The sequence below is a fragment of the Streptomyces sp. NPDC002640 genome, assembly GCF_053592575.1.
Window position 1 is genome coordinate 64,321 of the sequence record NZ_JBSFVZ010000032.1, and the last position, 23,582, is coordinate 87,902.

A 23,582-nucleotide genomic window follows, 5' to 3' on the forward strand; every position below is an offset into this window, starting at 1 on the left:
CGCCATCCTCGGCACCCCGGCCCCCGGCCGCCACCGGGACTGCGCCGCGCGGCCTGCGCGGCCGCCGGGGTGCCGGTCTACAGGGCGCGGAAGAGACCCTCCTGCACCACCGACACCACCAGGCGGCCCGCACGGTCGTAGATGCGCCCGCGCGCCAGCCCGCGGCCGCCGACCGCGATCGGCGACTCCTGGTCGTACAGCAGCCAGTCGTCCGCCCGGAACGGCCGGTGGAACCACATCGCGTGGTCCAGCGAGGCCAGGTCGAAGTGGCGCGGCCCCCACAGCGGCTCCACCGGCAGCCGTACCGCGTCCAGCAGCGTCATGTCGCTGGCGTAGGTCAGCGCGCACGTGTGCACCAGCGGGTCGTCGCCCAGCGGGCCCACCGCGCGCATCCACACCGCGCTGCGCGGCTCGGCCCCCGCCACCTCCTCCGGCGTCCACCGCAACCGGTCCACGTACCGGATGTCGAAGGGCTGGCGGCGCGCCATCCGCTCCAGCTGCTCGGGCAGCGCCCCGAGGCGGTCACGGATCGCGTCCACCACCGTCGGCAGCGCTTCCGGGTCCGGCACCTCACGAGCCGGCGGCAGCTGGTGCGTGAACGGACCCTCCTCCGGCAGGTGGAACGAGGCCGTCAGGTTGAAGATCGTCCGCCCCTGCTGCACGGCGGTCACCCGGCGGGTGGTGAACGACCGGCCGTCGCGGATCCGCTCCACCTGGTAGACGATCGGCACGCCGGGCCGCCCCGGCCGCAGGAAGTAGGCGTGCAGCGAGTGCACCGGCCGGTCCTCCTCCACGGTGCGGCCGGCCGCCACCAGCGCCTGGCCCGCCACCTGCCCGCCGAAGACGCGCTGCAGGGACTCGTCCGGGCTGCGGCCCCGGAAGATGTTGACCTCGATCTGCTCGAGGTCGAGCAGGGCGACCAGGCCCTCCGCCGGATTCGTCATGGGGATGTCTTCTCCTGTCCCACGTCACTCACGTCCCACGTCACTCACGTCCGCGTATCACTCACGGCCACGTCACCCACGTCCGCGGCACTCGCGCCGCCGGTGGCCGGCCGTTCACAGCTGGCCGACGCCGGTGACCCGCACGACCGCGCGTCCCTCGGCGTCGGACGCCGCCAGGTCGACCTCGGCGCTGATGCCCCAGTCATGGTCGCCGTCGGGGTCCGCGAAGGTCTGGCGGACGCGCCACAGACCGTGCTCCGCGTCCTCCTCGATCATCAGCAGGCGCGGGCCGCGGGCGTCCGGGCCGGTGCCGAGGTCGTCGTACTCGTCCCAGTACGCGTCCATCGCCTCGCCCCAGCGGTCGGCGTCCCAGCCCGACTCGGCGTCCATCTCGCCGAGTTCGCCGACCTGGTCGAGGGCGGCCAGCTCCACCCGGCGGAACATCGCGTTGCGCACCAGCACCCGGAAGGCACGGGCGTTGGCGGTGACCGGCTTCACCTGGTCCGCCTTCTCCTGCGCCTCCTCCGCGGTCATCACCTCGGGGTTGGCGAGCTGCTCCCACTCGTCGAGCAGGCTGGAGTCCACCTGGCGCACCATCTCGCCCAGCCAGGCGATCAGGTCCTGGAGGTCCTCGGACTTCAGGTCGTCGGGGACGGTGTGCTCCAGCGCCTTGTAGGCGCTCGCCAGGTAGCGCAGCACGATGCCCTCGGTGCGGGCCAGCTCGTAGAGGGAGACGAACTCCGTGAAGGTGAGCGCCCGTTCGTACATGTCCCGGACCACCGACTTGGGCGACAGCGGGTAGTCGCTCACCCACGGGTGGCTCTTGCGGTAGGTGTTGTAGGCGTGGAAGAGCAGCTCTTCCAGCGGCTTGGGGTGGCTGACCTCCTGCAGCCGCTCCATGCGCTCCTCGTACTCGACGCCGTCCGCCTTCATCTGCGCGACCATCTCGCCGCGCGCCTTGTTCTGCTGGGCGTGCAGGATCTGGCGCGGGTCGTCCAGCGTCGACTCCACCACCGAGAGCATGTCCAGGGCGTACGACGGCGATTCGGGGTCCAGCAGCTCGAACGCGGCCAGCGCGAAGGTGGACAGCGGCTGGTTGAGCGCGAAGTCCTGCTGGAGGTCGACCGTGAGGCGGACGATCCGGCCCTCGGCGTCCGGGGTGTCCAGCTTCTCGACGATGCCGCCGTCCAGCAGCGACCGGTAGATGGCGATGGCCCGGCGGATGTGCCGCAGCTGCTGCCTGCGCGGCTCGTGGTTGTCCTCCAGCAGCCGGCGCATGGCGTCGAACGCGTTGCCCGGGCGGGCGATCACCGACAGCAGCATGGCGTGGGTGACCCGGAAGCGGGAGGTCAGCGGCTCCGGATCGGAGGAGATCAGCTTCTCGAAGGTGCTCTCCGTCCAGCCGACGAAGCCCTCCGGAGCCTTCTTGCGCACGACCTTGCGGCGCTTCTTCGGATCGTCGCCGGCCTTGGCGAGCGCCTTCTCGTTCTCGATGACGTGCTCGGGCGCCTGCGCCACCACGAAACCCGCCGTGTCGAAGCCCGCGCGGCCGGCCCGGCCCGCGATCTGGTGGAACTCGCGCGCCCGCAGCGTGCGCACCCGGTTGCCGTCGTACTTGGTGAGCGCGGTGAACAGCACCGTGCGGATGGGCACGTTGACGCCGACGCCCAGGGTGTCGGTGCCGCAGATGACCTTCAGCAGACCGGCCTGCGCCAGCTTCTCCACCAGACGCCGGTACTTGGGGAGCATGCCGGCGTGGTGGACCCCGATGCCGTGCCGCACGTACCGCGAGAGGTTGCGGCCGAACTTGGTGGTGAAGCGGAAGTTGCCGATCAGGTCGGCGATCTTCTCCTTCTCCTCCTTGGAGCACATGTTGATGCTCATCAGCGCCTGCGCCCGCTCCACCGCCTGCGCCTGGGTGAAGTGGACGATGTAGACCGGCGCCTGCCGAGTGTCCAGCAGCTCGGTCAGCGTCTCGGTCAGCGGCGTGTACTTGAAGTCGTACGACAGCGGCACCGGGCGGACGGCCGAGCGCACCACGGCGGTCGGGCGGCCGGTGCGCCGCGTGAGGTCCTTCTCGAACATCGAGACATCGCCGAGCGTCGCCGACATCAGCACGAACTGCGCCTGCGGGAGCTCCAGCAGCGGGATCTGCCAGGCCCAGCCGCGGTCCGCCTCCGCGTAGAAGTGGAACTCGTCCATCACCACCTGGCCGACGTCGGCGTTCCGGCCGTCGCGCAGCGCGATGGAGGCCAGCACCTCGGCCGTGCAGCAGATCACCGGCGCGTCCGCGTTGACCGAGGCGTCGCCGGTCAGCATGCCGACGTTCTCGGTGCCGAAGATCTTGCAGAGCTCGAAGAACTTCTCCGAGACCAGGGCCTTGATCGGTGCCGTGTAGAAGGTGACCTCGTCCCGGGCGAGCGCCGCGAAGTGGGCGGCCGCCGCGATCATGCTCTTGCCCGACCCGGTGGGCGTCGAGACGATCACGTTCGCCCCCGAGACGACCTCGATCAGCGCCTCCTCCTGGTGGGGGTAGAGCGTGATGCCCCGGTCCTGGGCCCACGCCTCGAAGGCTTCGTAGAGGGCGTCCGGATCGGCGGTCTGCGGCAACTGATCGATGAGGGTCACGTCCCCATCTTGCCCGGACCAGGTCACGATCAGGGAATCGGATCACCGCACGAAGATCGTCACCGCTACGCTGGGCCGCCGAACTCCACAGCGGCACAACGTAGAACGGGGCGGGCGACGCCATGATGGGACCAGCACATTCTCTGTCGGGCGCGGCCGCCTGGCTCGGCGTCGGAGCGGCGGCCGCCGCCTGGGGCGAGCCGATGCCCTGGCCCGTCCTGCTGGCGGGTGCGCTGATCTGCGCCGGAGCGGCCCTCGCCCCCGACCTCGACCACAAGGCGGCCACCATCTCGCGCGCCTTCGGGCCGATCTCCAAGTGGATCTGCGAGATCGTCGACAAGCTGTCCTACGCGGTCTACAAGTCGACGAAGAAACCCGGTGACCCCCGGCGCTCCGGCGGCCACCGCACCCTGACCCACACCTGGGTGTGGGCGCTGCTGGTCGGCGCGGGCTCCGCGGCGATCGCCACCCTGGGGGACCGCTGGGGCGTCCTCTTCATCCTCTTCGTGCACATGGTGCTGGCCATCGAGGGCCTGCTGTGGCGGGCCACCCGCGGTTCGAGCGCCGACGTGCTGGTGTGGCTGCTGGCCGCCACCAGCTCGTGGATCATCGCGGGGATCATGGACAAGCCGGGCAACGGCGCGACCTGGATGTTCGACGGCCCCGGCCAGGAGTACCTGTGGCTCGGGCTGCCGATCGTGCTGGGCTCCCTGGTCCACTGCATCGGTGACGCCCTCACCGTCTCCGGCTGCCCCGTCCTGTGGCCCATCCCGATCGGCCGCAGGCGCTGGTACCCGCTGGGCCCGCCGAAGCCCCTGCGCTTCCGTGCCGGGAGCTGGGTGGAGGTCCGGGTCCTGATGCCGGGCTTCATGATTCTCGGCGGCGTGGGCGCGGCGGCGGCGCTCAACGTCATCTGAGGCCTGCCCCGAACGCCGGCCGAGGCCTGCCCTGCCCGGAACGCCGGCCGAGGCATGCCCGGAACGCCGTCCGGGACCGTCCGAACCCGATCGGCCCGGCCACGGTGGGGAGCGGCGCGGCGGGGCAGGAGGAGGGGAACGCACGCCGCCCCGACCGCCCCGAACCCCACCGCGCGAGGAGACCCAGGCCATGGGAACCGTCGTCCACGTCCCCCAGACCCGGGACATGCTCGGGGAGGAACTCTCCGGCGACGAGGCGCTCACCGCCCTGCGCGAGTACGGCGGCACCCAGCTGTTCCTGGACGCCTTCAGCCGCTTCCGGTACGCGGACGGCTTCACCAACGCCCGCGCCCTGGCCTTCCAGATCGTGGTGGGCGCGGTGCCGTTCACCGCCGCGCTGGTCGGACTCGCCACCTCCGCCCACACCGAGGGCATCGGCCGGATCATCGAGCTCACCCTGGAACGCATCGTCCCCGGCACCAGCGACGACATCGTCCGCGAGGTCCTGGAGGGCGCCCGGCGCACCGCGCACGGCGGCGTGTGGAGCAACCTCGCGCTGATCCTCGGCCTGGGGTTCGCGCTGCTCAACCTCGCCTCGGCCATGGGGCAGATAGAACGGGGCGCCAACCGCATCTACGGCGTCGAACGCGACCGGCCCGCCCTGCGCAAGTACGGGCGCGCCCTGGTGCTCGCCGGGGCGGCGGGGCTGCCCATGGTGCTCGGCTTCCTGGCCCTCGTCGCGGGGGAGGCGGTGGGGGACGCGGTCGCGCGGGCCGCCGGCTGGTCCGGCGGCGCCCGGTGGTGGGACCACCTGGACCTGCCGCTCGGGCTCCTGCTGGCCTGGACCGCCTCCGCCGTGATCTTCCGCTGGTCCCCGCGCCGCCGGCAGCCCGGCTACACCTGGCTGGCCCTCGGCTCGGCCGTCCACCTGATCATCTGGGTGTCGGCGACCGCGCTGCTGGAGTTGTACGTGGGCAACACCGGCGGCTTCGGCGCCGTCTACGGGCCGCTCACCGCGTTCATCGCCCTGCTGCTGTGGGCCAACCTGACCGGCATCGCCCTGTTCCTCGGCATCGCCTTCGCCGCCCAGCTGGAGGCGGCACGCGCCGGGCTGCACGCCGCCGTGCACCCGGACCCCGGCCCGGGCGCCTGAGGGACAGCGCCCGCCGCCCCCCGTCAGGCCGTGTCGCCGCCCGGTCAGGCCGTGGCGTCGCCGCCGCGGTCGTCGCCGGCCGGACCGCCCGCACCGCCCGCACCGGCCGCCCCGCCGTACCGGCGCTCGAAGCGGGCCACGCGGCCCTCGGAGTCCACCGTGCGGGCCTTGCCGGTGTAGAACGGGTGGCTCTCCGCGGAGATCTCCACGTCGATCACCGGATACGTCTGCCCGTCGTCCCAGTCGATCGTCCGGTCGCTGCTCGCCGTCGACCGGGTGAGGAACGCGTAGCCGGCCGCCCGGTCGCGGAAGACCACGGGCCGGTAGTCGGGGTGCTTGTCCTTCTGCACGGTCCTCACTCCTCGTCGATAAGATGGATGGCCGCCTCCTCGGCCGAGGCGGCCGCTCCGTCGATGCCCACGTCGCGGGCGGCCAGGACCGCCTCGGTGTCACGGCGCAGGCCCTCGTCGGGCGCCACGAGCCGTCCGGCCCGGGCCGTCCCGACCTCGGAGTCCAGCAGCTCCCCGTCGGTGTCCACGGAGTCGCCGATGCCGTCCCCGTCGAGCCCGAGGTCCGGCCCGTCCGGCACCTCCTTGGCCAGCCGCTCGTCCAGCGACTCGCCCCGGTGCTGCTCGGCCGCCGTCTCGCCCGTGTGCTCCACGCCCCACGGCTTCTCCGGCGGGGACCAGCCACGGTCCAGCGGGTCGTCGACGTCGTCGGTCTCCAGCGTGTCCTCGACGTCGAGGAGACCGGAGTCGTCCTGGATGTCGGACGCGTCAGGCTGGTAGACGTCGTCCCCTGGTCCGTCGGCGATGCCCACGAGTTCCTCCCGCCGAGTAGCGGCCGTTCACACTGTCCAGCGTCCACCGGGGCCGGGGACCGCGCAAACGGCGGGTGGCCGCGCGGCGCTCCTAGACCGCCCCCGGGCGTCCCTCGGGACCGCCGTCGACGAGGGTGTTCAGCAGGCCGCCGAGCACCTCGCGCTGGTCGTGGGAGAGCGGCTCCAGGATCTCCTCCGCCGCCGCCCGGCGGGCCGCCCGCAGCTCCCGCAGCGCGGCCCGGCCCTCGTCCGTCAGCTCGATCCGCGTCACCCGGCGGTTGTCCGGGTCGGGCGCCCGGCGCACCCGGCCGCCCGCCTCCAGCCCGTCCACCAGCGTCGTCACGGCCCGGGGGACCACCTCCAGGCGTTCGGCGAGGTCGGCCATCCGCGGCGGCGCGGCACACGCCGCGAGGGCGCGCAGCAGCCGGGACTGGGCCGGGGTGATCGCCATGCCCCGCTGCTCCAGGTGGCGCTTCTGGATGCGGTGGACGCGGCGGGTGAGGCGCAGCAGCTGCTCGGCGAGGAGCCCGTCGGAGTCGGGAGGCGTCATGCGGGCACGGTACCAGGACCATGTTCATTGTGAATATAGGTAACAATGAGCTAAGCTCTTCGGCGATCCGTGGTCCGCCGTGTCCGCCGTCCTCACCGGCCGCCCGCACCCCTAAGGAGCCCATGCGTCCCGACCGCATCGACTGGACACCGCCCCCGGCCGACCCCGACCGGCCGCGGCAGGTCCGCCGCATCCTGCGCCTCTTCCGGCCCTACCGGGGCCGCCTCGCCGTGGTCGCCGTCCTGGTCGGCGCCTCCTCGCTGGTCTCGGTGGCCAGCCCCTTCCTGCTGCGCGAGATACTCGACGTCGCCCTTCCGCAGCAGCGCACCGGCCTGCTGAGCCTGCTGGTCCTCGGCATGATCGTCAGCGCCGTGCTCGGCGGGGTCTTCGGCGTGCTGCAGACCCTCATCTCCACCACGGTCGGCCAGCGCGTGATGCACGACCTGCGGACGTCCGTCTACGGGCGGCTCCAGCGGATGTCCCTGGCCTTCTTCACCCGCACCCGCACGGGCGAGGTCCAGTCCCGCATCGCCAACGACATCGGCGGCATGCAGGCCACCGTCACCTCGACGGTCACCTCGCTCGTCTCCAACCTCACCGGCGTCATCGCCACCGTGGCCGCCATGCTGGCGCTGGACTGGCGGCTGACCGTCGTCTCGCTGCTCCTGCTGCCGGTCTTCGTCTGGATCAGCCGCCGGGTCGGCGACGAGCGCAAGAAGATCACCACCAAGCGGCAGAAGCAGATGGCGGCGATGGCGGCCACCGTCACCGAATCGCTCTCGGTCAGCGGCATCCTGCTCGGCCGCACCATGGGCCGCGCCGACTCCCTCACCCGGTCCTTCGCCGACGAGTCCGAGAAGCTGGTGGACCTCGAGGTCCGGTCCAACATGGCGGGCCGGTGGCGGATGGCCGTCATCGGCATCGTCATGTCCGCGATGCCCGCGCTGATCTACTGGACGGCCGGTCTCGCCCTCCATCTCGGCGGACCCGCCGTCTCCCTGGGCACGCTGGTCGCCTTCACCTCGCTCCAGCAGGGCCTCTTCCGCCCGACCGTCAGCCTGCTGTCCACCGGCGTGCAGATCCAGACCTCGCTCGCCCTGTTCCAGCGCATCTTCGAGTACCTCGACCTCCCCGTTGACATCACCGAGCGGGAGAACCCGGTCCACCTCGACCGGATCAAGGGCGAGGTGCGCCTGGAGGACGTCGAGTTCCGCTACGACCCGCACGACGAGCCCGTGCTCGACGGCGTCGACGTCACGGTCCCCGCGGGCGGCAGCCTGGCCGTGGTCGGCACCACCGGGGCCGGCAAGTCCACCCTGGGGCACCTGGTGCCCCGGCTCTACGACGTCACCGGCGGCCGGGTCACCCTCGACGGCGTGGACGTCCGCGACCTGGACTTCGACACCCTCGCCCGCGCGGTGGGCGTGGTCTCCCAGGAGACGTACCTCTTCCACGCCACCGTCGCCGACAACCTCCGCTTCGCCAAGCCGGACGCCACCGACGAGGAACTCCACGCCGCCGCCCGCGCCGCGCAGATCCACGACCACATCGCCGCGCTCCCCGAGGGCTACGACACGGTCGTCGGCGAGCGCGGGCACCGCTTCTCCGGCGGCGAGAAACAGCGCCTGGCCATCGCCCGCACGATCCTGCGGGACCCGCCGGTGCTCCTCCTCGACGAGGCGACCAGCGCCCTGGACACCCGCACGGAACGCGCGGTCCAGGAGGCCATCGACGCCCTCTCCGCCGACCGCACGACGATCACCATCGCCCACCGGCTTTCCACCGTCCGCGGCGCCGACCAGATCGTCGTCCTCGACCGCGGCCGCGTCGTCGAACGCGGCACCCACGACGACCTCCTCCGCCTCGACGGCCGCTACGCCGCGTTGGTGCGACGGGACACGAGGCTGGAGGCGACCGGGGGGTGACGGGGGTCCCCGGGGCGGGGGTGCGCGGGGGCACGCGGGGGCGGGGGCGGTTCCCGCGCGGGGGCGTGACGTCAGGTCCTCGGCTCCTCGGCTCCTCGGCTTCGCGGCTTCGCGGCTCCTCCGCTCCGCGGCCACTCGGCTGCTCGGCTGCTCGGGGGGTCAGGCCGCCACGGCAGCAGCGCCGCCCGTCGCGTTCGCACCGCCCTGCGCGACACTGCCGCTCTGCGTGAGGCTGCCGCCCTGCGGGTCCGTGCGGCCCTGCGGGACCCTGCCGGCCTGCGTGGCGGTGCCGTCCTGCGCGTCCGAACCGCCCCGCGCGCTCGGGCCGTTTCCCTCCAGCAGCCGCCGGATCTCCCGCACCGCCGCCCGGCCCGCCCGGTTGGCGCCCACCGTGCTGGCCGACGGCCCGTACCCCACGAGGTGCACCCGCGGGTCGGCCGCCGCCCGCGTGCCGACCAGCCGTATCCCGCCGCCCGGCTCCCGCAGCCGCAGCGGCGCGAGGTGGCCCACGTCGGCCCGGAAGCCGGTCGCCCACAGCACCACGTCCGCCGCGAAACTCCGGCCGTCCGCCCACGCGACGCCCTCCGGCGTCATCCGGTCGAACATCGGCAGCCGGTCCAGCACCCCGTTCCGCAGACCCTCCCGGATCGCGTCGTTCAGCGGCAGCCCGGTCACCGACACCACGCTGTGCGGCGGCAGACCCTGCCGCACCCGCTCCTCGACCAGGGCCACGGCCGCCCGCCCGGCCTCCTCGTCGAACGGCCCCTCCCGGAACACCGGCGGCCGCCGCGTCACCCACGCCGTCGCCGCCGCGTACGGGGCCAGCTCCAGCAGGTGCTGAGTCCCCGACGCGCCCCCGCCGACGACCACCACCCGCAGCCCCGCGAACTCCTCCGGCCCCGCGTAGCCCACCGTGTGCACCTGCCGGCCACGGAACGTCTCCTGGCCCGCCACCCGCGGCACGAACGGCCGCTCCCAGGTCCCCGTGGCGTTGATCAGCGCCCGCGTCGACCACACCCCGGCCGAGGTCTCCACCCGCAGCCGCCCTCGCTCGCCCTCCCGCACCGCCCGCACGTCCACGGGCCGCAGCACCTGGAGGCCGAACGCCCGCTCGTACTCCGCGAAATACTCCGCGATCACCTCGGACGACGGCCGCGCGGGGTCCGCCCCGCTCAGCTCCATGCCCGGCAGCGAGTGCATCCCGTGCACCTTGCCGTACGTCAGCGACGGCCACCGGAACTGCCAGGCGCCCCCCGGCCCCGGCGCGTGGTCCAGCACCACGAAGCCCTGCCCGGGCGTGAACCCGGCCCGCCTCAGGTGGTAGGCCGCCGACAGCCCCGCCTGCCCGGCGCCCACCACCACGACCTCGGTCTCCCGTACACCCTGCTGTTCCACACCCCTGCGAACGACCGGAGGCCCGCCTCTCTTCCCCGGCGGCCCGGATGCGTCAGGATGGCCCCATGTCAGACCGTTTCAGCACCCGCGTCCTGCAGATCACCACCGGCTCCTCCGAGCGCGTCGCCGACATCACCCGCGACTGCGAGGAATTCCTCCGCGAGGCCGCGGCCGGCCGCGACGGCCTCCTCAACGTCTTCGTCCCGCACGCCACCGCGGGCATCGCGGTCATCGAGACCGGCGCCGGCAGCGACGACGACCTCCTCGTCGCCCTCCGCGACCTGCTGCCCGCCGACGACCGCTGGCGCCACCGCCACGGCACCCCCGGCCACGGCCGCGACCACGTCCTCCCCGCCTTCGTCCCGCCCCACGCCACCCTCCCCGTCGTCGGCGGCCGCCTCGAACTGGGCACCTGGCAGTCGGTGTGCCTGGTGGACACCAACGTCGACAACCCCGACCGGAAGGTGCGGTTGAGCTTCCTCGGCTGATCAGGAGCGTCACCGAGGGCCGTGCCGGGAGAGGTGCGGTGCGGGCCGCCGGCCCGTCGAACAGGACTGTTGGCCACCAGGCGGAAGTTCGGGTTGAGTGGGTCAGCCGTTGTTGTGCGTACGGAGCGTGCCGAACCACCGCACCACCTCCGCTGTTCCCCGCACGTTCGAGCCCAGGTGCCGTGACTTCTGGTGGTCGACGGCACCGAGGTCGACGACCGGCACCGCGGTACCTCCCTCTTGGAAGGCTGCGGCGCAGTTGGCCGTGTTCCGCACGGTCGCCTGCTCGTCGCCCTGTGCCATGTAGAGCCGAACCGGTGCCTTGGGCTTCCAGTCCTCGCACACGCTGTCGGTCTCCCGCAACGCGGCTGCGAGGCCGCCCGTGGGCCGGGTCAGCAGGTCACGGCCGTACGGCGTGAGCAGCTCGTCCAGTGTGGAGGGCAGCGCACCGATCATCTGCGGGCCCGTGTGCACGCCGTCGAACAGTGCCTCCACGGTGGGGTCACGGAATATCTCGCTCGGTGTGCCGTACACGTCGTGAACGCGGTCGAAGGCGACCAACGCGTATGCGGCGTACACCGTGCGCCACCTCGGCTCCAGCTCGGTGTCACCCGCGAGCAGCGCCGGGATCTGCGCACCTGCGAAGTCGTAGGCCCCGCTGACGGGGGCGAGGGCACCGAGCCTGAAGTGCCTGTCCGCGCCCGCATCGAGGGACCTGCCGAGCCCGAGCGCGGCCGAAGCGCCCTGCGAGAAGCCCGTGACGAGGACCTCACGCTCCAGTACACGTCCGGAACGCGGAGCGAACTGGCGGGCGGCACGCAGCAGATCGAGGGAGGCCGTGGCCTCGGACGGCACGTGCATCCAGGGATGCCTGCGCGGCCCTGTGCCCATGCCGAGGTAGTCGGGTGCGACCGTGGCGAAACCTGCGGAGGCGTAGGTGACGGAGGGACCGGTCAGGAACACCTTGCGCTGCATCGAGGGCGCATCGACGCGGTGGAGGCCGGTGCCGTGGGCGAACGAAACGGTCCGCAGACCCCCCTCGACCCCGCGCGGGGCGGTGAACAGCCCGCTGGCAGTGGTGGGTCTGCCCTTGGCGTCGACGGTGCGATAGACGAGCCGGTACGCATCCACGCCATGGCGGACGGCAGCGGTATCGAACCCTGAGGCGGTGAGTTCGGCCGCGGAGTCCTTGGCCGACGCGAGGGTGTACAGCAACTCGGCCGAGATCAGGGCACCGCGCTCGGTGCCGGTGCCGGTGCCGGTGCCGGTGCCGGTGGCAGTGGCAGCGTCGGCGGAGGACGGGGCAGTCGTTCGTAAGCCGGCATCGGCGCTGACGGCGCCCGTTCCGGCGAGGATCGTGGCGGCGACCGCAGCGATGGTGGCTCTGAGCCGGCGCCGACGCCGATGCGGCATTCGCGATGCAAGCACGTGCGGTTCCTCCATGCACTCCCGGTGACAGTGACTGAGTTCAGCCTCCACCGGCAGCCGAAGCGCACGCACTGGTGCACACCCCCGGGAGCCCGGGAGGGGCAGCCCCCGTTCGTCCCCCTATTCGCCGCACGGATGGCGGGCATCGTGGAACCCGATGGCGCAGAGGGTGGGCAGCGCGGCCCGCGGCACGCATAGTCAAGGGCATTCCGCGCCCGGTTTCCGTGCCGCCCTCGGCGGCCGTGTCGACCGGGCGCCGCTTTAGCCCCTCCCCGTACTGGAGCGCCGTGATGCCCGCTGCCGTCATACCGCCGTCCCACGATCAGGTGCCCGACACGGCCCCGGCCGGACGCCTTCCCGCCGTGCTCCTCATGGCCGGAAGCTGTCTGCCCGTACTCGGGGCGGTGCTCCTCGCGCCCGTGCTGCCGCGTATGCAGGACCACTTCGACAGCGTCCCGGGCAGCGCCGCGCTGGTCCCTATCGTGCTCACGGTCCCCGCGCTCGCCCTCGCCCTGCTCGCGCCCTTCGCCGGGATGATCGTCGACCGGCTCGGCCGCAAGCGCCTCCTGGTCGCCGCCACCGTCCTCTACGCACTCTTCGGGACGGCGCCCCTCTGGCTGGACTCGCTCCACGCCATCCTGCTCAGCCGTGTCCTCGTGGGCATCGCCGAAGCGGCGATCATGACGGCCTGCACCACCCTGATCGGCGACTACTACAGCGGTGAACTCCGCGACCGGTACCTGGCCCTGCAGACCATGTGCGCCTCCGCCTCGGCCACGGTCTTCTTCGTCCTCGGGGGTGTGCTCGGGGCCGCCGACTGGCGCGCCCCGTTCTGGCTCTACGCCGTCGGCCTGCTCATCGCACCCTTCATGGCCCGCGCCCTGCCGACGCCCCGCCCGTCCGAGCCCGGCAGCGGGAGCGAGGCGCCCCGCCCGCTCCCGAGACGTCCGTTTCCCGTCCGGCGCATGGCCGGCGTCTGCCTCCTCACCGTCTTCGGCGCCGTCGTCTTCTACACCGTGCCCGTCGAGATGGCCTACCTGCTGGACGACCTCGGCACCGACTCCACCGGCACCATCGGCGCCGTCACGGCGGTGGCGAGCGCCGCGACCGTCCTCGGTTCCGCCCTCTTCACCCGCCTCTCCCCGGACCGTCGCCACCGCCTGCCGGCCCTGCTGCTGCTCTGCGCCGCGGGCTTCGTGCTGATGGGCCTCGCCGACAGCCTCCCCCTGCTGATCGTCGGCGCCGTCCTCAACTGCGTCGGCACCGGCCTGCTGCTGCCGTCGCTGGTCACCCGGGCCATGTCCTTCCTGGAGTTCGCCGACCGGGGCCGCGGCATGGGCCTGTGGACCGCGGCCTTCTTCCTCGGCGAATTCCTCTGCCCGCTGGTCCTGCTGGCCGGCAAGGAACCGGCGGGCAGCCTCGCCTCCGCCGTCGCCCTCCTCGGAGCGGCCACCGCGGTCCTCGCCGCCGCGCTCTTCACGGCCGGCCGTCGGAAGACCTACGCCGCCGGTCTGGCGTCCAGGGGGTAGCGGCGGCGCAGGACGGGATCGGTGAGGGGCTGGGGGCGCCAAGCCCCGTCCGGCGCGTACAGGTCGGTGCCGGGCGGCACGATCTGGTCGATCCGGTCCAGGGCCGCGTCGTCGAGGACCACCGCGGCGCCCTTCAGCGCGTCGCTCAGCTGCTGCCGCGTACGCGGACCGACGATCACCGACGTGACCGCCGGATGCGCGAGGGGGAAGGCCACCGCCAGTTCGGGCAGCGTGCAGCCGAGGCCGTCCGCGACCCCGACCAGTTCCTCGACGGCGTCCAGCTTGGCCGCGTTCACGGGCAGCGCCGGATCGAACCGGGCCGGCGTGAGCGCGGCCCGGCCGCTGCTCAGATCGATCGGCCCGCCCTTGCGGTAACGGCCGCTCAGGAAGCCGGACGCCAGCGGGCTCCACGTCAGCGCGCCCATGCCGAGCCGCTGCACCACCGGCAGCACGTTCGTCTCCACGCCGCGGGCGAGCAACGAGTACGGCGGCTGCTCGGTACGGAACCGCATCAGGGCACGGCGTTCGGCGACATGGTGCGCCTCGACGATGTCCTCCGCGGGGAAGGTGGAGCAGCCGAACGCGCGGACCTTCCCGTCCCGCACCAGGTCGGTCAGCGCCGACAGGGTCTCCTCGACGTCGGTCGTGTGGTCAGGGCGGTGAACCTGGTAGAGGTCGATCCAGTCGGTGCCGAGCCGCCGAAGGCTCTCCTCCACCGCCTTGACGATCCACCGGCGCGAGTTGCCACCGCGGTTGCGTCCCTCCCCCATGGGGAAGTGCACCTTGGTCGCCAGGACCACGTCGTCACGGCGTCCGCGGAGGGCCTTTCCGACGATCACCTCCGACTCGCCGGCCGAGTACATGTCGGCGGTGTCCAGGAAGTTGATGCCCGCGTCGAGCGCGGAGTGGATGATGCCCGCACAGTCGTCGTGGTCAGGGTTGCCGACGGCGCCGAACATCATCGTCCCGAGGCAGAACGTGCTGACCTCGATGCCTGTCCTGCCGAGGGTGCGGTAGCGCATGGCGCGGCTCCTTGCCGGGTGAAGAGGAAGAGAATCGTGCGTCGCACGAGAGGGCGGCCGGGCGGACTCGCCGCCGCCCCGATGACGGTGACCCTAGAATCTGGAGTCGGCTCTAGATCAAGTGCCGCACCCGGACGGACCGGTGGGCGGAAGCGGGGGAACATGCCGGGACGGGCGGACGGGCTCAGCATCGGACAGGTCGCGGAACGCACGGGGCTGTCCGTGCACGCCCTGCGGTTCTACGAGCGTGAAGGCATCCTGCTGTCCACGCCCGCCCGGCGTGCCGGCGGGCAGCGCGTCTACACCGAGGACGACGTCGCCTGGCTCAACCTGTGCGTCGTGCTGCGCGGCTCCGGCATGCCCCTGCCGGACATCCGGCGCTACACCGATCTCGCCCGTGAGGGCGCGGGCACCGAGCACGCGCGGCTCGCCCTGCTGCGGGAGCACGAGGCGCGGGTGACCGGCCAGATCGCCGACCTCGGACGCAGTCTGCAACTGATCCGGCACAAGGTCGCCGTCTACGAGGACCTCGTCGACGCCATGGCGGAGCCCGATGCCGGCCGTGCCGCGGGTATGGGGAAGGAAGCCGGGGTCGATCTTTCCTGAAGCCCGTCCGGTAGTGGCCGGATCGTAGGCGAAGCTGGCCCTGTCGACACTTTTCAGGCCAAGATCCGGCTTCTGAGAATGGGTTCTCCACGTCGTCTCCGGCGCCGACACCCAGGCAATGGAACGGAACTTCTCGGGAGAGCCATGGCACTGGAGATGCGCGAACGCTGCGAACGCTGTGAGACGGCGCTGCGGCCGGACTCGCCCGCCTGGATATGTTCCTACGAGTGCACGTTCTGCGTGTCCTGCAGCGACGCGCTGCGGCACACGTGTCCCAACTGCGGCGGTGAACTTGTTGTCCGCCCTCGCCGGGCGTAGACGCCCGCCCGCCGTCGAGCAGACGATCGGCTGCGGAGGGCAGGGTTCGTGCGCCGCGCCGGGGTCAGTACAGGCCGGCGCGGCGGGCGATGTCCTCGCCGTGCTGCATGCGGCGGCGGGCGTCGTCGCCGAGGGCGGTGATGACGCCGGCGACGACGGTCTCCAGGACGGCGAGGGTGGGGACGAGACTGTCGTACGGGGAGGGCGCGGCGACGCGGCTCGGGAGAACCACCTCGGCGTGCGGGGCGGCCGGGGAGAGCCAGGTGTCGGTGAACAGGACGACCTTGCCGCCGTGTTCCTCGACGAGGGAGGCGAGGGCGGTCGCGGACGCCTCGTAGCGGCGGTAGTCGAAGAGGACCAGGACGTCGCGCCGGGTCAAGGCGGCCAGAACCGCGGTGCGTTCGACGTCGCGGTCGGGCAGGAACCGCACGTCGTCGCGGAGTTGCATCAGGTGCAGGCCGAGGTACTGGGCCAGCAGGTGGGTGAAGCGGCCGCCGGCGAGGGTGATGCGGCGCTTGCGGTCGGCGAGGAGGCGGACCGCGTGCTCGAAGTCGTGCGGGGGGAGTTCGGCGAGGGTCGCGGTGAGCGCGCCGGTGAAGACCTCGCTGCCGTGGCGCAGGAGCGCGGCGTCGGGATCGTCGTCGCCCCGTTCGTCCTCGGCTCGCGCGAAGCCGGCCTTCTCGTACAGGGACAGCGGCGACGCTCCGCGCGCGTCGAGTTCCTCGCGCAGAGCGGCCTGGAAGTCGGGGAAGCCGCGGTAGCCGAGCCGGTTAACGAACCGGATCACCGTGGGCGCGCTGACGGCGGCCCGCTCGGCGAGCACCGCGATGGTCTCGAACCCCGCCGCGGGATAGCCCGCGAGCACCACACGGGCGACCTTGCGCTCGGCCGGGCTCAGCTCGCCCAGCTTCCGGCGGATGTCGTCGGCGAGGGCGCCTGAGGCCATGGTGTCCGTTCCCTTCGGGTGTGCGGGGTGCCCGGCGAGCCTACTGGCGCGGACCGGCCGCGGTGGACGGCGGTCCCGCCCCGCCGGGAGGCTGGGCGGGGCGGGACCTGCTGCGGGGGCGGGTCCGTCGGGCGGGCGGCGCGGGCTACTCCGCCGTGATCCGGATGCCGAGGCCCGTCAGGGTCCGCGGTGCGGCCGGGTCCGTGCCCCAGGCGGTGAAGCCCGGCGCCTTGTCGAACGTGACGGTGAACCGCGGGCCGTCCTCGTACGTCGTCGCTTCCGCCGTCCGCTGGGCGCGGGTCGCCGCCAGGGCGCGGGCGGTGTTCAGGAAGGAGTACGGGACGCCGTCGGGGTTCGCGACGGAGTGGAAGACGTCGTGGTTCGCCGGCACCGGGGCGGTCGAGCCGGGACGGAGCGGCCGCTTGCCCGGGGCGGGCAGGGGGAGCCACCTCCGCGGGTCGTAGCGGTCGCCGTCGGTGAGGTAGGTGTAGCGCACCCCGCGCACCGACCAGGTCCCCGCCTCGGCCCCTGCGGTCCCTGCGGTCCCTCCCGCCTCAGCGGCGCCCTCGGTGGCCCGCGCGCGCCGGAGGTCGAGCACGGCCACCCCGCGCGGGCCGAGCACGCGTACTCGCTCACGCGCGCTGCCCGGGTGTTCCACGACGAGAGCGGTGTTCTCCTCCAGCGCGTACACCCGGTCGTTCCCGGTGTCCGCGGCCAGCCGTATCGCCCGGCCCTCGCGGCCGTACGCCCCGGTGTGCGTGTCGATCAGACCCGACCGGAGGAAACCGAACCCGCCCTCCGGCTCGTACCCGAGCACGGTCGCGTCGTCGAAGTACCCGGGGCTGCTGCCGTCGCGCAGGCCCTCGTACGACTCGCCGCCCGTCACCATGTCCTCGCCGGCCGTGATCTGCGCGCCCGCGCTGGAGCCGGCGACCACCGCGCCCGCCTTCAGCTTGGCGCGGATCGCCGCGAGCACTTTGGTGTCCCGGTGCGCGGGGCCGTTCAGCAGCGTCGTCAGGTAGCGGGACTGGTCGCCGCCGCCGAAGAAGAATCCGCTCATCGAGTTGACCTGGCGGACGACGTCCGGGTCGTCCGCGTTGGCGACGTGGTCCAGGTCGATCGGGATCCACTGCGCGTCCGCGGCGCCGTGCTTCTCGAACAGGTCGGCGTAATAGGCGCCGTTGCAACGGGAGTTGGAGCACAGCTCCGGGTCCGCCGCGTCCGGGTCCTGGCTCTCCGGGACGGAGGCGGCCGTGATCACGCCGATGCGGGCGCTGCTGCCGCCGGCACGGTCGATGATCTCGCCGTAGACCTGCCGGTTGTCGTCCTTCAGGCCGCCGCCGACCAGGACGAGCGAACCGGTGCGGGGGTTCTCGGCGTCCGCGGCCGCGGTGGGGGCCGTCGCCAGGGTGATGACGAGGGCGGTGGCGCAGGCGGTGAGGGTGGAGCGGGTCATGGAACCTCCTGGTCGGGAACGAGGAGCGGGGAGCGAAGCAGCGAAGCAGCGAGGAACAGGGAACGAGGAGCGGGGAGCGTGGCGGGAGGAGGGGGGAGGAGGGGAAGGGGGAGCACGGAAAGGGAGGGAGCGGGGAGCGTGGGGTGCGCGGGCTACGCAGTGGGAGAGGGGGGAGCGCGGGCTCACCCGGGCGGAGGCCCGGCGGTCAGGTGTCGCGGGCGTCGCCGAGGGCGGCGATGAGCCCCGCCAGGAGGGCGACGCGTGCCGGAACGGTGGTGACGTCGAGCCACTCCTCGGGGGTGTGGTCCGCCCCCCCGACGGGGCCGAGCCCGTCCAGGACGGGGACGCCGACGCCCGCGATGATGTTGGCGTCGCCGACACCGCCCGTCGAGGCCGCGCCGAACGACAGCCCCAGCTCGGCGCCGAGGGAGGCCGCGTGGACCAGCATCCGGGCGCCCTCGGGCGTCGCCTCCATCGGCGGGCACAGGTCGAGCTGCCGCACCTCGGCGGAGGTTCCCGCGACGACCGGCACGGCCGCCGCCGACTCGATCGCCGCCCGCGCGAGGGACATGCCCTCCGCCGACGCCGACCGCACCTCGAGCCGCACCTCCGCCTCGGGGCACACGATGTTGGTGCGCTCACCCGCCCGCACGACCCCCACGTTGACGGTGACCCCGGGCCAACGCCCGTTCAGCGCCTGCAGGCCGACGACGAGGTGCGCCGCGGCCAGCGCCGCGTTCGCCCCCCGCTCCGGCTCGATCCCGGAGTGCGCCGCACGCCCGGTGACGGTCAGCAGGAACTCGGCGACCCCCTTGCGGGCGACGACCAGGTCCCCGTTCTCCCGCGCGCACTCCAGGGCCAGCGCGCAGTCCACCCCGCGCGCGACCCGTTCGGTGACGGGCCGGGAGAACGGGGAGCCGATCTCCTCGTCGGGGGTGGCGAGGAAGACCAGTTCGGCGTAGTCGGTGACCCCCGCCAGGTCGAGGATCTCCAACGCGGTGAGCCCGGCGAGCAGTCCGCCCTTGTCATCGCTGACGCCGGGTCCGTGCGCGAGCCGGCCGTCGCGGGAGAAGGGCCGCGCGGCGGCGGTCCCGTGGGGGAAGACGGTGTCCATGTGCGCGGCGAGCAGCACCCGCCGCCCCCCGTCCTCGGGGGCGAGCGAGCCGCGGCGGCGCGCGACGAGCGTGTCGCCCGCCTCCGGGCCGCCGCCCACCCGTTCCACCGCGAACCCCAGCCCCGCGAGCCGTCCGGCCACCCGGTCCGCGACCCGGTTCACGCCGGCCGGGCTGTACGACCCGGAGTCGACGGCAACCAGCTCGGCCAGCTCGGCCAGGTACCCCGCGAGGCGCGACTCCGCGTGTGCGAGGAGCCGGCCCGTCCGGGCGCCCTGCCGCGAGGGCGCGGTCACAGCACCTTGGAGAGGAAGGCGCGGGTGCGCTCCTGCTCCGGTGCGACGAGGATCCGGCGGGGGTCGCCCGCCTCGACGACCACCCCGTCGTCCATGAAGACCGCGGTGTCGCCGACCTCGCGGGCGAAGCCGATCTCGTGCGTGACGACGACCATCGTCATGCCGTCGGCCGCCAGCTGCCGCATGACGTCGAGGACGTCACCGACCAGCTCGGGGTCGAGCGCGGAGGTCGGCTCGTCGAAGAGCATCAGCTTGGGCCGCATGGCGAGCGCGCGGGCGATGGCGACGCGCTGCTGCTGGCCGCCGGAGAGCTGGGCGGGGTAGTGCCCGGCCCGGTCCCCGAGACCGACCTGGTCCAGGAGCCGGCGCGCGTCCTCGCGGGCGGTGGCCGTGGACGCGCCGCCGACGCGGACGGGTGCCTCCATGACGTTCTGCTCGGCGGTCAGGTGGGGGAAGAGGTTGAAGCGCTGGAACACCATGCCGATGTCGCGGCGGTGTTCGGCGATCTCCTTCTCCCGCAGCTCGTGCAGCTTGGTCCCGCGCCGCCGGTAGCCGACGAGGTCGCCGTCGACCGCCAGGGTGCCGCCGTCGATCTTCTCGAGGTGGTTGATGCAGCGCAGGAAGGTCGACTTGCCGGATCCCGACGGTCCCAGCAGGCAGCAGACCTCGCCGCGTTCGACGGTCAGGTCGATGCCCTTGAGGACCTCGAGCTTCCCGAAGTGCTTGCGCACGCCCTGGGCGTGCACCATGGGCGCGCTCAACGCACCTTCTCCTTCGCGTTCTTCGGACGTCCCGGCCGCACGCCGCCGCCGAGCAGACGCCCGAACACGGTGGCCCGCGCGGTCCGTGCCGTGCCCCGCCCGTACCGCCGCTCCAGCCATGCCTGCGGCACGCTCAGCAGGCTCACCAGGGCCAGGTACCAGAGGGACGCGACGACGAGCATCGGGATGACCTGGTAGTTCTGCGCGTACACGGCCTGGATGTTGGACATCAGGTCGTGCGCGGCGATGACCGAGACCAGCGCGGTCATCTTGAGCATGTTGATCGTCTCGTTGCCCATCGGCGGGATGATCACCCGCATGGCCTGCGGCAGCACGATCCGGCGCATGGTCAGCGCGGGCCGCATGCCGAGCGAGTGCGCGGCCTCGGTCTGGCCGACGTCGACGGACTGGATGCCGGCCCGGACGATCTCCGAGGCGTAGGCAGCCTCGTTGAGGCCCAGGGCGAGCAGGGCGGCGACGGCAGGGGTGAGCAGGTCGTTGGTCGGTGCCTGCACGAACGTGACGTCCGTGAACGGGATGCCGATCTTGACGTGCTGGTAGAGCGCCCCCGCGTACCCCCAGAAGATGATCTGGACGAGCAGCGGGGTGCCGCGGAACACCCACACGAACAGCGAGGACAGGCCGAGCAGGACGGGGTTCGACGACAGCCGCATGACCGCGACGAGGGTGCCGAGGCCGAGCCCGAGGGCCATCGACGCGGCGGTCAGCCAGAGGGTGGTGACCAGGCCGTCGAAGATCAGGTCGGCGAAGAGGTACTCCCCGACGACATCCCAGCGCAGGTTGGCGTTGGTGGCGAGCGAGCCGACGAGCCCGGCCAGGGCGACCAGCGAGACGACGGCGGCGATCCAGCGGCCCCAGTGCCGGACGGGCACCACGGTGAGTTCCTCGTCGCCGGTGGTCTGCGGCCCGGGGCGGAGTGCGGTGGTCATCTCTAGTCGACCGCCGCGTTCTTGGTGGCCTCCTCGACGGCGATGGAGCCGACGCCGTACTTGTCGAAGATCTTGGCGGTGGTGCCGTCGTCGATGAGGGACTGCAGGGCCTTCTGGATCGCGTCGGTCAGCTCGGGGAGCTTCTTGGAGACGGCGATGCCGTTGGGGGAGGCCTGGTAGCCGCCGGGCGCGGCCGGGTCGTCGACGACCTCGAAGGTGGCGCCGCCGTCGGCGGTCTTCGCGGTCCAGCCCGCGGCCGGCTTGGTGAGCACCTGGGCGACGACCTTCTTGGCGCGCAGCGCGAGCTGGGCGTCGGAGTCCTTGGGGAAGGTCTGGATGTCGATCCGGTCGCCGCCGGCCTTCTCGCAGGCCGCCTGGTGACCTTCGAGCAGGTCGAGCTGGTTGGTGGCGGCCTGGACGGCGACCTTCTTGCCGCAGAGGTCGTCGAGCGTGGTGATCTTCTCCGGGTTGCCCTTGGCGACCATGATCCCGGAGCCGGAGACGGAGTAGTCGACGAAGTCGACGACGGCCTGCCGCTCCTTGTTGTCGGTCATCGCGGACATCGCCACGTCGAACTTGCCGGCCTGGATGGCGGGCACGATGCCGTCGAACTTCTGCGGGGTGAAGACGAACCTCACCCCGAGCCGGGCGCCGATGGCCTGGCCCAGGTCGTAGTCCAGGCCGGTCAGTTCGGGCTTGCCCTCCTCGACGAACATCTCGAAGGGCGCGTACGGCACGTCGGTGGCCACCCGCACGGTGCCGGACTCCTTCACGGCGGCCGGCAGCGCGTCGTGCAGGGCGGCGTCCTTCTCGACGTTCACGCCGGCCACCTCGACGGCGGCCGGCGCCTTCGCGGCCGTCTCGGCGCCGTCCCCGCCCTCGCCTCCGCCGCAGGCGGTGAGTGTCAGCAGGGCCGAGACCGTCACGGCCGCGGCCGAGGCGCGGCCGGACAGGGGTGCGTGCTTCACGAGCGATCCCTCCTCGAGGATTCCCGCCGCCGGTGACGTGACGCGGTGACGCGTCCCGTGCGGTCGGTTCGAAGGGGAAGTTACACATGGCTGATTAATTTGACCAGATGTAACGAGCGTTACGTTCAGGTGACGGTTCCGTTCGCCAGCGGAAACACGCCGGAGGGACAGTCTCGGCGTTACATCTAGCCGTCGAGCGAAAGCATCTGTACTTTCCATCACCACCCCGGCCCGCTTCGGCGCGGTCGGCCCTTCGTCCCCCGGGAGAACTCCGTGCCCCTGCGTTTCTCCGGCCGTCCGGCCGCCCGCCTCGCCTGTCTGGCGACCTCCTTGTCCGTCCTGCTCTCCGCTGCCGTCATCGGGGCCGAGAGCGCCCACGCCTCCGCCAAGAGAGTGAGGCTCGGCAGCTCGGCCGACGTCTCCCGCACCACCTGGTCCGGCCCCGCCTACACCATGAACGGCTCCGGCGCGGTGGTCCCCGCCACCATGGCCAAGGCCGTCGACGCGATCCGCGGCGGCACCGGCACCCTCGACGTCGTCGTCCTCGCCGGCTCCGCGCCCACCTCCGGCAGCCAGACCCCCGAGTGCGACGCGACCATGCGCCTGGCCGGCGTCAACTCCTGCACGACCTGGACCCTCACCACCCGCAACGACGGCAACAACACCCAGGCCAACACCGACATCCGCAACGCCGAGTTCGTGTACTTCGCGGGCGGGGACCAGTGCCGGTACGCCGACTGGAAGGGGACCTCGCTGCAGAACTCGGTGAAGTCCGTCGTCGCCAAGGGCGGCGGCTCCGGCGGCGGCAGCGCGGGCCACCACATCAACAGCGCCGTGGTCTACGACGCCTGCGAGGGCAGCGTCACCTCCGACGAGGCGCTCTACGACCCCTACGACCCGTACGTCACCTTCACCACCGGCATGTTCAGCTGGCCCAACTACGCGAACACCATCAACGACTCCCACTTCCAGGAGCGCGACCGCATGGGCCGCACCATGGCCTTCGTCGCCCGCGCCATCGAGGACGGCCTGACCACCGGTGGCGCCGCCTGGGGCGTCGGCGTGAACGAGGGCGGCTCCCTCTTCATCGACAAGGACGGCAAGGCCACCGTCGCCGGCGCCGACACCTTCGTCGTCCTCGGCGACCACCGGCCCGAGGTGGCCGAACCCGACGACTGGCTGACCTACTACGACTACAAGATCTGGCGGCTCCGCCCGGGCGCCACCTACGACTTCCGGAACCGTCCGGACTGCGGCTACTACCTGCGCAGCATCGACAACGGCGTCCCGGACGGCAGCCTCTACAGCGGCACCCCGGTCACCTCCTGCTGAGGCGCGCGGGAGCCGTGCGCGGCGGAAGCGCTCCGCCG

At 72.6% G+C, this 23,582-nt stretch carries 22 protein-coding genes; 8 read left to right on the forward strand and 14 right to left on the reverse strand.

Features of this window, described 5'->3' with window-relative positions; all coding sequences use genetic code 11:
• Positions 1-77: 77 nt before the first annotated feature.
• Positions 78-944 carry an acyl-CoA thioesterase gene (locus tag ACWD3O_RS30990; RefSeq protein ID WP_451418180.1) on the reverse strand — a complete coding sequence of 289 codons (867 nt, stop codon included), beginning with the start codon at positions 942-944 and terminating at the stop codon, positions 78-80.
• Positions 945-1,058: 114 nt separating this feature from the next.
• The gene (locus tag ACWD3O_RS30995) at positions 1,059-3,572 is read right to left on the reverse strand and encodes a DEAD/DEAH box helicase (protein ID WP_451411753.1); all 2,514 of its coding nucleotides are present in this window, start codon (positions 3,570-3,572) and stop codon (positions 1,059-1,061) included.
• A gap of 122 nt (positions 3,573-3,694) precedes the next feature.
• Here ACWD3O_RS30995 and ACWD3O_RS31000 point away from each other — a divergent pair, with 122 nt between their 5' ends.
• Both ACWD3O_RS31000 and ACWD3O_RS31005 read left to right on the forward strand, forming a co-directional pair.
• Positions 3,695-4,489, forward strand: coding sequence for a metal-dependent hydrolase (locus ACWD3O_RS31000; RefSeq protein ID WP_451411752.1), 795 nt, complete (start codon positions 3,695-3,697; stop codon positions 4,487-4,489).
• Between the two features lie 190 nt (positions 4,490-4,679).
• Positions 4,680-5,642 (forward strand): YihY/virulence factor BrkB family protein, encoded by a 963-nt coding sequence (locus ACWD3O_RS31005; protein ID WP_451418181.1) that lies wholly within the window; start codon positions 4,680-4,682, stop codon positions 5,640-5,642.
• Between the two features lie 44 nt (positions 5,643-5,686).
• Here ACWD3O_RS31005 and ACWD3O_RS31010 read toward each other — a convergent pair whose 3' ends face one another.
• From ACWD3O_RS31010 to ACWD3O_RS31020, 3 genes are all read right to left on the reverse strand, one after another.
• The gene (locus ACWD3O_RS31010) at positions 5,687-5,992 is read right to left on the reverse strand and encodes a type B 50S ribosomal protein L31 (protein ID WP_451411750.1); all 306 of its coding nucleotides are present in this window, start codon (positions 5,990-5,992) and stop codon (positions 5,687-5,689) included.
• Positions 5,993-5,997: 5 nt separating this feature from the next.
• Complete coding sequence (locus ACWD3O_RS31015) at positions 5,998-6,462, reverse strand: DUF5709 domain-containing protein (RefSeq protein WP_451418182.1); 465 nt, start codon at positions 6,460-6,462, stop codon at positions 5,998-6,000.
• 91 nt (positions 6,463-6,553) lie between these two features.
• Positions 6,554-7,012 (reverse strand): MarR family winged helix-turn-helix transcriptional regulator, encoded by a 459-nt coding sequence (locus ACWD3O_RS31020; protein ID WP_451418183.1) that lies wholly within the window; start codon positions 7,010-7,012, stop codon positions 6,554-6,556.
• A gap of 122 nt (positions 7,013-7,134) precedes the next feature.
• Here ACWD3O_RS31020 and ACWD3O_RS31025 point away from each other — a divergent pair, with 122 nt between their 5' ends.
• A complete protein-coding gene (locus ACWD3O_RS31025; RefSeq protein ID WP_451418184.1) occupies positions 7,135-8,937 on the forward strand; it encodes an ABC transporter ATP-binding protein in 1,803 nt (600 codons plus the stop codon).
• A gap of 159 nt (positions 8,938-9,096) precedes the next feature.
• Here ACWD3O_RS31025 and ACWD3O_RS31030 read toward each other — a convergent pair whose 3' ends face one another.
• Positions 9,097-10,332 carry an NAD(P)-binding domain-containing protein gene (locus ACWD3O_RS31030; RefSeq protein WP_451411746.1) on the reverse strand — a complete coding sequence of 412 codons (1,236 nt, stop codon included), beginning with the start codon at positions 10,330-10,332 and terminating at the stop codon, positions 9,097-9,099.
• Between the two features lie 65 nt (positions 10,333-10,397).
• On the opposite strand from ACWD3O_RS31030, the gene ACWD3O_RS31035 reads away from it, so the two are divergent.
• Positions 10,398-10,820, forward strand: a complete 423-nt coding sequence (locus tag ACWD3O_RS31035; protein ID WP_451418185.1) for a YjbQ family protein — start codon at positions 10,398-10,400, stop codon at positions 10,818-10,820.
• 102 nt (positions 10,821-10,922) lie between these two features.
• On the opposite strand, the gene ACWD3O_RS31040 is transcribed toward ACWD3O_RS31035, so the two are convergent.
• On the reverse strand, positions 10,923-12,263 hold the full coding sequence (locus ACWD3O_RS31040; protein ID WP_451418186.1) for an alpha/beta hydrolase family protein: 1,341 nt from the start codon (positions 12,261-12,263) through the stop codon (positions 10,923-10,925).
• Between the two features lie 275 nt (positions 12,264-12,538).
• Between ACWD3O_RS31040 and ACWD3O_RS31045 the strand changes: the two genes are divergently transcribed.
• On the forward strand, positions 12,539-13,777 hold the full coding sequence (locus ACWD3O_RS31045; protein WP_451418187.1) for an MFS transporter: 1,239 nt from the start codon (positions 12,539-12,541) through the stop codon (positions 13,775-13,777).
• Here ACWD3O_RS31045 and ACWD3O_RS31050 read toward each other — a convergent pair.
• Positions 13,747-14,799, reverse strand: coding sequence for an aldo/keto reductase (locus ACWD3O_RS31050; RefSeq protein WP_451418188.1), 1,053 nt, complete (start codon positions 14,797-14,799; stop codon positions 13,747-13,749). The two genes, ACWD3O_RS31045 and ACWD3O_RS31050, sit on opposite strands and share 31 nt — an antisense overlap.
• A gap of 162 nt (positions 14,800-14,961) precedes the next feature.
• Here ACWD3O_RS31050 and ACWD3O_RS31055 point away from each other — a divergent pair, with 162 nt between their 5' ends.
• Positions 14,962-15,405: a MerR family transcriptional regulator gene (locus ACWD3O_RS31055; protein ID WP_451418189.1), complete on the forward strand. Its 444-nt coding sequence runs from the start codon at positions 14,962-14,964 to the stop codon at positions 15,403-15,405.
• Between the two features lie 144 nt (positions 15,406-15,549).
• Positions 15,550-15,723 carry a DUF1272 domain-containing protein gene (locus ACWD3O_RS31060; RefSeq protein WP_451418190.1) on the forward strand — a complete coding sequence of 58 codons (174 nt, stop codon included), beginning with the start codon at positions 15,550-15,552 and terminating at the stop codon, positions 15,721-15,723.
• A 64-nt stretch (positions 15,724-15,787) separates the two neighbouring features.
• Here ACWD3O_RS31060 and ACWD3O_RS31065 read toward each other — a convergent pair whose 3' ends face one another.
• The 6 genes from ACWD3O_RS31065 to ACWD3O_RS31090 all read right to left on the reverse strand — a co-directional run bounded on the left by ACWD3O_RS31065 (position 15,788) and on the right by ACWD3O_RS31090 (position 22,212).
• Complete coding sequence (locus tag ACWD3O_RS31065; RefSeq protein WP_451418191.1) at positions 15,788-16,669, reverse strand: MurR/RpiR family transcriptional regulator; 882 nt, start codon at positions 16,667-16,669, stop codon at positions 15,788-15,790.
• 145 nt (positions 16,670-16,814) lie between these two features.
• A complete protein-coding gene (locus tag ACWD3O_RS31070; RefSeq protein ID WP_451418192.1) occupies positions 16,815-18,125 on the reverse strand; it encodes a cyanophycinase in 1,311 nt (436 codons plus the stop codon).
• Positions 18,126-18,330: 205 nt separating this feature from the next.
• Positions 18,331-19,533 carry a M20 family metallopeptidase gene (locus ACWD3O_RS31075; protein ID WP_451418193.1) on the reverse strand — a complete coding sequence of 401 codons (1,203 nt, stop codon included), beginning with the start codon at positions 19,531-19,533 and terminating at the stop codon, positions 18,331-18,333.
• Entirely contained in the window at positions 19,530-20,282 is a 753-nt protein-coding gene (locus ACWD3O_RS31080) for an amino acid ABC transporter ATP-binding protein (RefSeq protein WP_451418197.1), read from the reverse strand. Before ACWD3O_RS31080 ends, ACWD3O_RS31075 begins: the two co-directional genes overlap by 4 nt.
• Before the next feature lie 8 nt (positions 20,283-20,290).
• The gene (locus tag ACWD3O_RS31085) at positions 20,291-21,244 is read right to left on the reverse strand and encodes an amino acid ABC transporter permease (RefSeq protein WP_451418194.1); all 954 of its coding nucleotides are present in this window, start codon (positions 21,242-21,244) and stop codon (positions 20,291-20,293) included.
• 2 nt (positions 21,245-21,246) lie between these two features.
• Positions 21,247-22,212: an ABC transporter substrate-binding protein gene (locus tag ACWD3O_RS31090; protein WP_451411737.1), complete on the reverse strand. Its 966-nt coding sequence runs from the start codon at positions 22,210-22,212 to the stop codon at positions 21,247-21,249.
• 273 nt (positions 22,213-22,485) lie between these two features.
• Here ACWD3O_RS31090 and ACWD3O_RS31095 point away from each other — a divergent pair, with 273 nt between their 5' ends.
• A complete protein-coding gene (locus ACWD3O_RS31095; protein ID WP_451418195.1) occupies positions 22,486-23,544 on the forward strand; it encodes a hypothetical protein in 1,059 nt (352 codons plus the stop codon).
• The last annotated feature ends 38 nt before the right edge of the window (positions 23,545-23,582 follow it).